The organism is Variovorax sp. CCNWLW235, assembly GCF_037204085.1.
Classification (GTDB): Bacteria; Pseudomonadota; Gammaproteobacteria; order Burkholderiales; family Burkholderiaceae_C; genus Variovorax.
On record NZ_JBBCBW010000012.1, the window covers coordinates 126,522 to 138,286 of the forward strand.

General features: G+C 64.0%; 10 protein-coding genes. 3 read left to right on the forward strand and 7 right to left on the reverse strand.

What is annotated here, in order from left to right; translation table 11 throughout:
• Positions 1 to 29: 29 nt before the first annotated feature.
• Positions 30 to 929: a LysR family transcriptional regulator gene (locus tag V9L21_RS15440; protein WP_337313256.1), complete on the reverse strand. Its 900-nt coding sequence runs from the start codon at positions 927 to 929 to the stop codon at positions 30 to 32.
• Positions 930 to 1,042: 113 nt separating this feature from the next.
• Between V9L21_RS15440 and V9L21_RS15445 the strand changes: the two genes are divergently transcribed.
• Complete coding sequence (locus tag V9L21_RS15445) at positions 1,043 to 1,921, forward strand: aldo/keto reductase family oxidoreductase (RefSeq protein WP_337313258.1); 879 nt, start codon at positions 1,043 to 1,045, stop codon at positions 1,919 to 1,921.
• Between the two features lie 49 nt (positions 1,922 to 1,970).
• Here the strand turns inward: V9L21_RS15445 and V9L21_RS15450 are convergent, their stop codons facing one another.
• From V9L21_RS15450 to V9L21_RS15460, 3 genes are all read right to left on the reverse strand, one after another.
• A complete protein-coding gene (locus tag V9L21_RS15450) occupies positions 1,971 to 2,519 on the reverse strand; it encodes a GNAT family N-acetyltransferase (protein WP_337313260.1) in 549 nt (182 codons plus the stop codon).
• Positions 2,520 to 3,068: a hypothetical protein gene (locus V9L21_RS15455; protein ID WP_258506256.1), complete on the reverse strand. Its 549-nt coding sequence runs from the start codon at positions 3,066 to 3,068 to the stop codon at positions 2,520 to 2,522. It abuts the gene before it with no gap.
• 68 nt (positions 3,069 to 3,136) lie between these two features.
• Entirely contained in the window at positions 3,137 to 6,364 is a 3,228-nt protein-coding gene (locus V9L21_RS15460; protein ID WP_337313262.1) for a sensor domain-containing protein, read from the reverse strand.
• Between the two features lie 220 nt (positions 6,365 to 6,584).
• On the opposite strand from V9L21_RS15460, the gene V9L21_RS15465 reads away from it, so the two are divergent.
• Both V9L21_RS15465 and V9L21_RS15470 read left to right on the forward strand, forming a co-directional pair.
• On the forward strand, positions 6,585 to 8,156 hold the full coding sequence (locus V9L21_RS15465; RefSeq protein WP_337313264.1) for a methyl-accepting chemotaxis protein: 1,572 nt from the start codon (positions 6,585 to 6,587) through the stop codon (positions 8,154 to 8,156).
• A gap of 101 nt (positions 8,157 to 8,257) precedes the next feature.
• Positions 8,258 to 9,178 carry a hypothetical protein gene (locus V9L21_RS15470; RefSeq protein ID WP_337313266.1) on the forward strand — a complete coding sequence of 307 codons (921 nt, stop codon included), beginning with the start codon at positions 8,258 to 8,260 and terminating at the stop codon, positions 9,176 to 9,178.
• Positions 9,179 to 9,256: 78 nt separating this feature from the next.
• On the opposite strand, the gene V9L21_RS15475 is transcribed toward V9L21_RS15470, so the two are convergent.
• The 3 genes from V9L21_RS15475 to V9L21_RS15485 form a co-directional block, all read right to left on the reverse strand.
• Positions 9,257 to 9,598, reverse strand: coding sequence for a hypothetical protein (locus V9L21_RS15475; protein ID WP_337313268.1), 342 nt, complete (start codon positions 9,596 to 9,598; stop codon positions 9,257 to 9,259).
• 122 nt (positions 9,599 to 9,720) lie between these two features.
• Complete coding sequence (locus V9L21_RS15480; protein ID WP_337313270.1) at positions 9,721 to 10,773, reverse strand: alpha/beta hydrolase; 1,053 nt, start codon at positions 10,771 to 10,773, stop codon at positions 9,721 to 9,723.
• Positions 10,757 to 11,647 carry a LysR substrate-binding domain-containing protein gene (locus V9L21_RS15485; protein ID WP_337313272.1) on the reverse strand — a complete coding sequence of 297 codons (891 nt, stop codon included), beginning with the start codon at positions 11,645 to 11,647 and terminating at the stop codon, positions 10,757 to 10,759. Before V9L21_RS15485 ends, V9L21_RS15480 begins: the two co-directional genes overlap by 17 nt.
• Positions 11,648 to 11,765 lie beyond the last annotated feature (118 nt).

Here is an 11,765-nt window from a genome sequence, read left to right on the forward strand (position 1 = left end):
GTCCCTCAACGCCGGGCGTGCGGCCATAGTCAGGGCGCGCGCTGTATGAAATCCACAAAAGCCCTGAGCGGCGCCGGCAGCAAGCGGCGGCCCGGGTAGTAAAGAAAGGGGCCGGAAAACCGCGGCCACCAGGGCTCGAGAATCGGCTCGAGTGCGCCGCTGTCGAGGTGCGGCCGCAGCCAGTCTTCGAACAGGTAGACCACGCCGGCACCGGCCAGCGCCGCATCGACCGAGAGATCTGCCGCCGCACCGATCCGCACGGTCAACTGCCCGGTCACGTCGATGCGCAAGGTTTCGCCGTCGCGCTCGAACTCCCACGGCGGCATCGATCCGCTCGCGAAACGGCCACGCAAACAGTTGTGGCCGAGCAGGTCGCGCGGATGCTCGGGCCGGCCATGGCGGTCGAGGTAGGAGGGGGCGGCCGCCGCGGCAAAACGCTGGAAGCGGGGGCCGATGGGCACGGCCACCATGTCCTGCTCGAGCCGCTCGTCATAGCGGATGCCGGCGTCGCAACCGGTGGCCAGCACATCGACGAACTCGTCCTCGGCAATCACTTCGAGAGAAATGTCGGGATAGGCGGCAAGGAAGCCCGGCACGATCGATGGCAGCACGAGCCGCGCGGCGCTGATCGGCACGTTCAGCTTGAGCGTGCCGGCGGGCCGGTCGCGAAAGCCGTTCACCACGTCGAGCGCCGCCTCCACCTCGCTGAGCGCGGGTCTCAGCCGCTCGAGCAGGCGTTCTCCCGCTTCTGTCGGCCGCACGCTGCGGGTTGTGCGATGGAGCAGGCGTACGCCGAGTTGAGCTTCCAGCCGGCGCACCGCCTCGCTCAGGCCCGATGCGCTGCCGCCGGTCAGGCGCGCGCCGTCGCGAAAGCCCTTGGCGCCGGCCACGGCCACGAAGGCGTTGAGATCCTCGAGATCGACTTTCATTGTTCTGAATCCTGCACAGCCCGTGCCGATTATGGCGGCTTATCAAACAGAGACGGGCTGCCTAGACTGGCTTCACGACTTCATCTACCTCTCCAAACTCAGGAAAAAACATCATGTCCAGCACGCAGACCCCCAGCACTTACACCCTCGGCGACCGTTCGGTCCACCGCCTCGGCTACGGCGCCATGCAGCTCGCCGGCCCCGGCGTCTTCGGCCCGCCGAAAGATCGCGAAGCGGCGCTCGCTGTGTTGCGCGAAGCGGTCACTAGCGGCGTCGATCACATCGACACCAGCGACTTCTACGGCCCGCACATCACCAATCAACTCATCCGCGAGGCACTCGCGCCTTATGCGAAGGACCTCGTCATCGTCACCAAGATCGGGGCGCGGCGCTCCGACACAGGCGGGTGGCTGCCTGCGTTTTCGCCGGAGGAACTGACGCAGGCGGTGCACGACAACCTGCGCAACCTCGGGCTGGACGTGCTGGAAGTGGTGAACCTGCGCATCATGTTCGACGTGCACGGCCCGGCTGAGGGATCGATCGAAGCGCCGCTCGCGGCATTGGCCGAGCTTCAGCGCCAGGGCCTCGTGCGCCACATCGGCCTGAGCAACGTGACGCCGGCACAGGTCGCGGAGGGGCGCAGCATCTGCCGCATCGCCTGCGTGCAGAACCAGTACAACCTCGTGCATCGCAACGACGACGCGCTGATTGACGACCTGGCGCGCGACGGCATTCCGTACGTTCCGTTTTTTCCGCTCGGCGGCTTTACGCCGCTGCAGTCTGCAGGGCTTTCCGAAGTCGCGCAGCGTCTGGGCGCCACGCCGATGCAGGTGGCGTTGGCATGGCTCCTGCGACGCTCGCCCAACATCCTGCTGATTCCAGGCACCTCGTCAGTTGGGCACCTGCGTGAAAACCTGGCAGCCGGGAAGCTCGAATTGCCGGCCGATGCGATCGAAGCGCTGGACCGCGTGGCTGCTCCCGTTGTCGGGTGATGGGTTTGGGGCCGCATCACGCCTGCTTGGGCGCGATGCGCTGACGGGCCTAACGCGCCTGAACTGGTAGCGCCATGGACAGATAGTCCACCTGGCGCCCGTCCACACGGAAGCAGTCTTGAACGAGGCCGGTCCCCGTGAACCCGGCACGCTCATAGAGCCTGACGGCGGCATCGTTGGATGCGATGACTTGCAGGTCGATCCACGCCATCTGCTGATCGGCCTTGGCCCATTCGACTGCGGCGTCCAGGAGGCGCTGTCCGAGGCCCGAGCGTCGCCATTCGCGATGCACGCCCATTCCCAGCAGGCACCGATGCTCCATGCAGGCGGCCGGATGCGCCCTCAGGTCGACATGGCCGACGATCCTGTCTTCACCAGAAAGAGCGACCCAGGCCCGACGCCATCCTGGATTGGGAGGAGCCACATCCAAGGCTCGGCGAAAGCCAGTTGCTTTCTCGCCTGCAAAGTGGCAGTCGATTCGGGCGATGGGCTGAAACAGGGGCTCACCTTCGGTCCCGTTGTCGGAAATGTGATCGTTCAAGTACTCGGCGAATGCGGAGAAGTCGCGGGTTTGAAGATCAACGATGCGGGGCGCCACTCAGAACCACCCGAAATAGCGGGCACCAAGTGTGAGAGGAGCTCCCAGAAACACGAACAGGCCGATGATCTTGGTCATGAAGAAGAGCGGCTCGCCTCGCTTGACGCGGCTCCATTCGCCCTTGAGTACAGCCTGAGCCGTCGCAACAAGCGCCGCTTCTTCCTTCTGGCAAGCCGCAAGGTCGATGGGACTCATGTCCATGAGCTTCTCGAGCGCATTGACGTGGCCGATCAACTTCGCATTGTTTTCTTCTGACGGGTTCAGCCGAAGGAGGATGCTGGTCTTGGCGACGGTGATCCCCACGAAGTGATCCTTTGCCGCGTCGTAAAGCTCACTCCGGGCCGGGTAGCCGACTGCCGCAGCACCCCGGATCGCGTTGGCGTGCGCGATCAACTGCGAGATTTCAGAGCGCAGCCCGTCGATCCATGCCTGGCGGAACTCCGAAGTCTTCTGGTCCTTGCTGAACACAGACCCGAGAAAGCTCATGCCTCCAGCAATGGTGGCTGCGAGGACTGCGCCGACGGCTTGGGGTGAGAACTCGATGGGCATGCGGCGAGTATGTTCGTTGGTTTGAACAATTGTGCCCGCATGGCCGATTCGCGAATGTGGTGCTTCAGTCAATTCCTGCGCGAGGCGATCACATCGTGTACCTGCGAGGCCGGGACTGGCCGCGCGAACAGATAACCCTGGGCCTCGTCGAAGCCTTCCTGCCGGATGGTCTGCAGCTGCGCCTCGGTTTCGACCCCCTCCACAGTGGTGGCGATGCCCAGGCTCTTGCCGATGCCGGCCACGGCTCGGATGATCGCTAGCGACTTCCTGTCGGGCAGGTCGGCAATGAAGCTGCGGTCCACCTTGATCTTGTCGAACGGAAAGCTGCGCAAATAGCCCAGCGACGAGTACCCGGTCCCGAAATCGTCCATCGCGATCTTCACGCCCAGTTGCCGGATCTGCTGCAGGGTGCGCAGGTTCTTGTCGTCGCTGCCGAGCAGCACCGATTCGGTGATCTCCAGTTGCAGGCGCGAAGGCGAGAGCGCCGAAGCATCGAGCGCGTTCCTGATCACTTCGATCAGGTTGCCGGCGCCGAACTGGACCGGCGAGAGGTTCACCGCCACACCGATGCCATCGGGCCAGGTGGCGGCCTCGCGGCAGGCCTCGCCAAGGACCCATTCGCCGAGTTCCACGATCAGCCCTGTCTGCTCGGCGATCGGAATGAAGTCGGCCGGCGAGATCATTCCCCGTTCCGGATGGCGCCAACGCACCAGCGCTTCGAAGGTGGTGCAGCGATTGGAGGCGAGACTCACGAGCGCCTGGAAGTGCACTTCGAACTCCCCTTGGGCGAGCGCCTCGCGCATTGAGAGCTTCAAGGCCTGGCGCGTCTGCAGGTGGGCGTCCACGCTCTTGGCGTACCTCTGGAGGCTTCTTCCGCCGGCGGCCTTCGCGCGGTGGAGTGCCACGGCCGAGGCACGCTTGATCTCGTCGACCGTGCTGCCGTCCTCCGGTGCCATGGCCACGCCGACGCTCGCCCCGATGCTTACCTTGTTGCCTTCCAGGTCGAAGGGCGCGAGCAGGATGCCCATGAGGCGGCGCGCGACCTCGATTGCCGCGTCGGGATGCGGCAGCCCATAGCAGCCGATCGCGAATTCGTCAGCGCCGAGTCGCGCGAGCGTGTGCTCGTCACCGGCCAGGCCGAGCCGCAGGCGCTGCGCGACCTTCTGCAGCAACATGTCGCCCGTAGGATGACCGTAGGCGTCGTTGACGGCCTTGAAGCCGTCGAGGTCCAGTGTCAGCACGGCTGCCAAACTCCCGTACTCGACCGCATCGTTCAAGTGCCGCTCCAGCATCTCGCGGAATGCCAAGCGGTTGGGCAGGCCGGTGAGAACATCGTGGCGGGCCATGTGGGAGACCTGGCTCTGGGCCTGCACGCGCTCCTGCTCGGCCTTGCGGCGAGCGCTGGTGTCGCGAAAGAAGATCGACAGGCCTTCTTCGGTGGGCGAGGCATGGACCTCTAGCCACACCTGCGTTGCGGGTACGAATTCTTCGAACGACACGGCCTTGTTGCCCGCGGTCGCCTGCCGGAAGTAGTCGCCGAACAGGCTTTCGACCTCGGCGGGGAAGAGGTCCCACAGTCTTGCCTTCATGGCCTCTTCGCCGAGCTTCAGGAACCGGCGGGCGTTCTCGTTCATGTACGTGATGCGCCATGCATGGTCGACGACCAGCACGCAGTCCATCGTGTTCTCGAGAACCGCTGAGAGCCGCATCGCCGCATGTTCAGCCTGCCGCTGCGCAACCACTGCGTCGTTGCGCGCGGCCTTGGCCTCGCTGATGTCGCGCCAGATGCTCACCATGCGGATCGGCATGCCCGATGCGTCCAGCACGGGGGCACCGATGACGTCGAGCCACCGGTGCACGCCCTCCGCGTCGATGGCATCTACCTCCAGCCTCGACGTGCCGCCGGCGCGCACCACGTCGAACATGGCGCTCAGTTTCCGAAGGCGGCCTTCGGGAAAGATTGTCTCGAGCGCCTCGCGGTTCGCAAGTTCCGAGACATCGAGACCGATCATCCGCCGCGCCGCCTTGTTCATCAGCAACGTATTGCCCGACAGGTCGAGCATGCTGATGCAATCGGGGCTGCTGTCGAAAATGCTCCGGATCGAGGCTTCGCTCTCGCGCAGTGCGGATTCGGCCAGGCGTCGCTCGGTGACGTCGAGTATCGAGCCGGCATAGCCGAGAAGCCCGCCGTCGGGCGCGAGCCGGGGCGCACCTGTGTCGATGACCCAGGCCCAGCTGCCGTCGGCCCGGCGCAGCCTGTACTCGAGCTGAACCGGAACCCGCTCCGCGGTTTTCGTCCTGAACAGCTCCAGCACCGAGGCGCGGTCTTCAGGATGGATGGCGCGGCTCCAGCCGGCCCCCAGCGACTCGGTCTCGGTCTGGCCCGTTACCTCGAGCCATAGCCGGCTGTGGTACGTCGCCTCGCCGTTCGGGTCCGTGAGCCACATCATCACGGGCACGCTGTCGGCAATGAGGCGGAACAGAGACTCGCTTTCGCGCAGCGCTTCCATCGCGATTCGGCGCTGATGAACGTCCTCGAGCAGCCCGTACCAGCGCACGATGGCATTGTTCTCGTCGCGACGCGGGGCCGCCCGGGCCCTGAACCATCGGTATCTTCGGTCTGCAGCGCTCAGCACCCTGTATTCGGCATCGAAGGGAACGCCGCGCGCCACCGAGTCGATCCACTGCGTTTTGACGCGTTCGAGATCGTCGGTGTGCAAGGCGCATTCCCAGCCCGAGCCCAGCGTCTTCTCGACCGAATTGCCGGTGAGCGCCGGCCAGCCCGGCCCGACTTCGGTGATCGCGCCGGTGGCATCGGCGGTCCAGGTGATCTGCGGGTGCAGTTCGACGAACGAGCGGTAGTGGGCTTCGCTGGCCTTGAGCACCCGCTCGGCCGTGCGCAGTTCGGTCACGTCGGAGATCACGACCACGAGCAGCCTGCCGCTGGAATCGCCAAGATCGACCGCTTGTTTGACCGTGACCAGGGTTCTGGTCGATCCGTCCTGCGCGGTGATCTCTTCCTCGAAACTGCGGCTCTTGTCGCTTGCGAGTATCTGGAGATCGAGCGCCCTGATCCGATCGGCTTCCGCACGGGGCAAGAAATCGCCGTCCGTCTTTCCGCGCGCGCGATCGAGCGACACGTTGAGCAGCTCGCAGGCTCTCTGGTTGAGATGCACGAACCGCGAAGCCTCGTCCTTGACAATGACCGCCTGCCCAGCCGTATCGAGCATCGCAGCCACCTGAATCAAGGGATTCAGCAGATCGCGGGCCTGCTGTGCTGCGCGGGACTCACCCATGTAGACGTCTCCTGTCTGGAATGCTCACAGGCTTGTCATGGTATCCCGGAGCGCGCGTCAGCCAATGGTGCGAACTGAACGAGCCTTCGACCTACATCGCACCGCGGCCCTTCAACTTTCGGCTTAGTTGCCGATAACCAGATGTAGTCGGCCCTGGGGCCCCAGCGCCGGGGTTCCACTGCCCAACCGGGCACGCCATCACTTGTGAAAGAAGAGTTCCATGCACCTGCGAAACATGAAGATCGGCGTCCGCCTCAGCGGAGGCTTTGCCGCCATCTTGTTGCTGATGATGCTGGTTTCCGGCGTCGCCCTGATCCGGCTGAATGCGGTGGCTCATTCGGCCCGCGTGATGGTCGACGAAGCGCTGGTCAAGGAGCGCGTCGCAAACCGGTGGGCCAACCTGCTCGGCCCGAGCATCGTTCATTCCTTCGGCATGGCCAAGGCCACTGACAGTGCGAATGAAGCCTATTTCAAGAAAAACCTGACCGAGGGGGTCGCGTCGATCAACCCGGTCCAGGAGGAGATGGGCAGGCTGCTCATCACGCCGGAAGAGAAGAAGTCGTTTGCCGAGGTGGTCGAGGCCCGCAAGGCCGTGCTGGCCCACCTCGCGACGATCAACAAGCTCAAGGCGGCCGGCGACAGCGAAGCGGCCGGCAAGCTGGCGGACACCGAATACCAGGCCGCGCTTCAGGTCTACGGCAAGGCCGTGCAGCAAATCGCAGAAAACCAGCGGGTGCAGATCGACGCAAAAGCCCGCGAGATCCAGGAGATCCATCGCAGCAGCCGCTGGGTCGTGATCTGCCTGTCCGCCGTTGCGCTGCTGGCGGGGGCCTTGTGCGCGTGGCGGCTGACCGTCGGCATCGTGCGTCCGATGCGCGATGCGCTCCGATTGGCGGAGCGGGTGGCGTCGGGTGACCTGACCACCCGGATCGTCAGCAACACGCGCGACGAGGTCGGCCAGTTGCTGACGGCGCTCAAGTCGATGAACGACAACCTGTCCAAGGTGGTCGGGGAGGTGCGGCAGGGCACCGACACGATTGCCACCGCGTCGGGCCAGATCGCGTCCGGCAATCAGGACTTGTCGTCGCGCACCGAGCAGCAGGCAAGTTCACTCCAGCAAACCGCCGCCTCCATGGAAGAGTTGACCTCTACCGTCAAGCAGAACGCGGACAACGCCCGCCAGGCCAACCAGCTCGCGGCCTCGGCGTCTGAAGTGGCGGTGCGCGGCGGCAGCGTGGTGAGCGAGGTGGTCGACACGATGGGATCGATCAACTCATCCTCGCGCAAGATCGTGGACATCATCGCGGTGATCGACGGCATCGCATTCCAGACCAACATCCTGGCGCTGAACGCCGCAGTGGAGGCGGCCCGCGCCGGCGAGCAGGGCAGGGGATTCGCGGTGGTGGCGGCAGAGGTGCGCAATCTTGCGCAGCGCTCGGCCGCGGCGGCCAAGGAAGTCAAGGGCTTGATCGACGACTCCGTCGGCAAGGTCGAGGCTGGCAGCCAAAAGGTGGCTGAAGCGGGCCAGACGATGGATGAAATTGTCGCCAGCGTGCGCCGAGTGACCGACATCATGGGCGAGATCGCCGCCGCCAGCCAGGAGCAAACGTCCGGTATCGAGCAGATCAACCAGGCCATCACGCAGATGGACCAGGTCACCCAGCAGAACGCCGCGCTGGTGGAAGAAGCCGCAGCCGCTGCCGCCTCGCTGCAGGACCAGGCGGGCAGCCTGTCCCAATTGGTGGGTGTCTTCAGGTTGGACGAGGCGCGCCGCGAACTGGCACTTGCTTGATCAAGCCAGGCAACGGCAGGTAGATCTGCGGCGCGCGGTTTTAGGGGGCAGACGACCCGGGAAGCTTCGACAAGGCAACGATTGCGATAAGCTCCTTGCCAATGAACTGGTTGTCGAGAGCGTCAAACGGTCTTTTTGAGAGTTCGGCACATGACGACCGTCGCTTGCTGGTGCGGCTGGCGCTCGCATGTGCCGTACCGATCCTGCTCGCCTATGGCCTGGCAGGTATCGTGTACGGCCATCTTGCGATGCTTACGCCTGCCGGGTTCCTCGACATGCCGGGCGCCAGTGCGTGGCTCGCCGCGATGGCCGGTTTTGCACTCACCTTGACCACCGGGCACTGGCTGATGGCCAAGCCAGTTCCACCGATGCCCCCGGGCCCCCGCTTCACCCTTACCACGCACACCATCTGGCGTGCCCCGGGACAGCCATTGCGGCAGGTGCAATTGCGCACTGCACTGCCACCGGAGCCAAGTCGGCGAATGCGAACGCCATCCCTCCAAGGCATCTTGCTGTTGATTGCGGTGGTTGCGGCATTGTCTGCCTTGGTTTGCGCGGCCATGCAGTCCATGGGCATGAGTGCTTTCACGCGGCCCAGGATCGCCCTGGCACCCCGGTCCGAGTGGCTGCTATGGCCGTTGCCCTATGTGTGGCGTTGGCTGCTGCCGCTGTCCCGCGACTACATCGTGACCGCACTGACTCTGATCGGCGGCGGATTGATCGTCATTTCGGCTTTTCTCGAGGCGCTCAAGGTGCGAGGAGCCTGGGTCCTGGTGGGGATCGTCGTGCCGATCCTCGTCGCGTTTGCAAGCCTGGGCTCCGCGGCCTACGACTTCGCGGTGGCACGTGGGCTCGGGACGCTGCACGACGCCGACGTGGTACAGGCGCTCGCAGTCGATCCAGGCCGCCACAACGCGTACACCTTCATCAGCCTTTGGACCGCCATCGCTTGTCTTACCACGGTGCCGATTCTTTTCGGCCTGCTCGCCAAATCCATGGACGGGAGAAGCCGTAGCCTCTGAGGTGAAGGAGCCAATGAGGTTGGCAGCACATCGCTAACGGATTTCTCGGAAGACTTCCACGGATCGACATTACCAACGTCAATCGCGATCTTCGTAGTGGCGGCGGTACTGCTCGCGCTCCCATTGCTGGCGACGCCACTCACGGCGCTCCGCGCGGCGCTCTTCCCAGCCAGGCTCGTAGTAGACAGGCGCCGGTACGGAGTAAACCGGCTGCGCAGGCTGGTAGTAGGTCGGAGCCGGCCTCGAGTAGACAGGCGCCGGCTCGTAATAGACCGGTGCGGGTTCGCTCACGGCTACGCCGGGCAAGTTGATACCAATGGACCAACTGGTGCCCGCATTGGCCGATGCGGCTGTGAACAAGGCTGCGGCAGCGACGAAGCCTGCGGCACCCAACTTGAAAGCGGCTCGGGAAAAAGTCATTTCAACTCCTGAGGGCAAGACATAGCCCTGATGCCTAACCAACGCCTTGCCATGCGGTGCCGCGTACATCTCAACGGTGAAGAACGTTCACAAATGTCACACAGCCAAGGAAGTCAAGAGCCTTACCCGGCGACGTACCGCTCCAAAAACGCAATCTGATCACGCACCACCTCCTCGAAGAGGTCGTGGTAGACATCGAAGTGACCGCCGGGATAGCGCTTCACTTCGCCGCTCGGCGCATGCTCGCCGACCCAAGCCTGGAACCTCGGGTTGGCATAGACATCCCCCTCGGCGATGGCGACGAGCATGGGCGCCTTGATTCGTTCGGCAGTCCCGTCGCGATAGCGGGGCGGCGCGAGATAGAAGCGCGGCGTAAATTCGTTGCGCCAGGTCGGGCTTCCTTGGACCAGGGCATGAAATTTCTCCTGCAGCGCGGGTTCGGTGAATATCGCGAGCTCGCCAGGTCGGCCGAACACTTTTACATAGCAGGGAGGCAGTCCGAGCAATCCCCGCAGCCCGTCCCATACGGCTGCGGCAAGCAGCCTCGCGACTGTCGAGGGCGGAATCTCGATCGTCGCGCGCGCCTCCTTGCGTACGAAGTCGATTCCGGGAACCTGCGCGATGACTGCGACGATCCCGGGATCGCGAGAGGCAATGTCGATAACGTGACCTCCGCCCAGTGATGTGCCCCAGAGCGCGATCCGCCGCGCGTCGATGTTTGTCTGGGCGCGGACAAAGCGAAGAGCGGCCATGATGTCCTGCCGCTGCCGACTGACGCTGACGAGCTGCCGCGGGCGACCCTGGCTTTCACCAAAATGGCGATAGTCGAATACGAAAGCCGCAATTCCCACGGAAGCAAACCTTTCCGCAAATTGCGGCAGCATCCAGTCCATGGTCCCAGAAAAGCCGTTGCACAGCACAACGCACGGCAAGGGCGTCCTCGGCTTCCCGGGCCAGTAGAAGCATCCCGCGCATTCGACGCCCTGCGACTCGAAAGTGACCCGCACAGGCTCGATCATTTGCGCCTGGGGAGTAGGGCGATCCAAACCTGACATCACGACCTCCCGAACCTGGACTGGGAACACATTTTGCACAAATGTGTTCGTTGGAGAACACTGGAAGTCATCGCCTCCAGTGCCTTGTCCCTTCCCCAGGTCGTCAGCTTGAATCCGCATCGAACACACCCTTGCGAAGCTTGAGTGCCACGTCAAAGAAGGACGCCAGCACCCGACTCTCGCGCCGGACTTGGAGGCAGTAGAGGTAGGTTTGCGTCACTGCCGGATCGCCCTCGATCCGCACGGTGCGCAGGCGGCGATCCGGAATGAACTCCGCTTCCGACACCGCACCGATCCCGATGCCGCGAGCGGCGGCCTCCCGGATCGCCTCGCGGCTTCCGATCTCCATCGCCACCTTGGGACGAACACCTGCACGTTCCAGGGCTTCATCAAGGGCGCGACGGGTGCTCGATCCGCTCTCGCGCTGGAGGAGCGGTTGCCCGTGAAGCTCCTCAAGCCGGATCTGCCCGCGGTTTGCGAACTGATGCTCGAGATGCACGAACAAGATCAGCGCATGCCGGGCATACGGTGTCGCGCTGAAGCCTGGCGATTCGTGGAAGCGGGCCAGTACGCCAATGTCGATGGCATACGTTTCGAGGTCCGCGAACACCGACGAGGAATTGCCCATGCGGATCGAGACATCGAGGCGGGGATAGCGCTTCCGGTAGGCATCGACCATCTCGATTACGTGGAAAGGACCAACCGCACCCAGCCTGAGTTCACCCGACTGCAGGTCGCCGCTGTCGTGCAGAAGATTCCATGCGTCGAGTTCGAGTGCTGCGATCTGCCGCGCGATCGGAAGAAGGTGCTCGCCGACGCTCGTGAGCTCGATCCGGTGGCCCTGCCGATGGAAGAGCACCACGTTGTGCTGCCGCTCCAGGGCTTGCACCTGAGTGGTCAGGGTCGGCTGGCTCAGACCCACCGCTCGAGCGGCGGCACTGAAGCTTCCATGTTGAGCGACGGCGAGAAAAGCGCGAAGTTTGGCGGCGGACATCCATAGAGTATTTCAATAGAAAGATGACAAATCCGTGATCGATTTGATATGAGGCTGTCACACAGCGTTCTTAACCTCGTGGCTGCCCCTCGGCATCCCCGTCCTTGATCCGCGATCG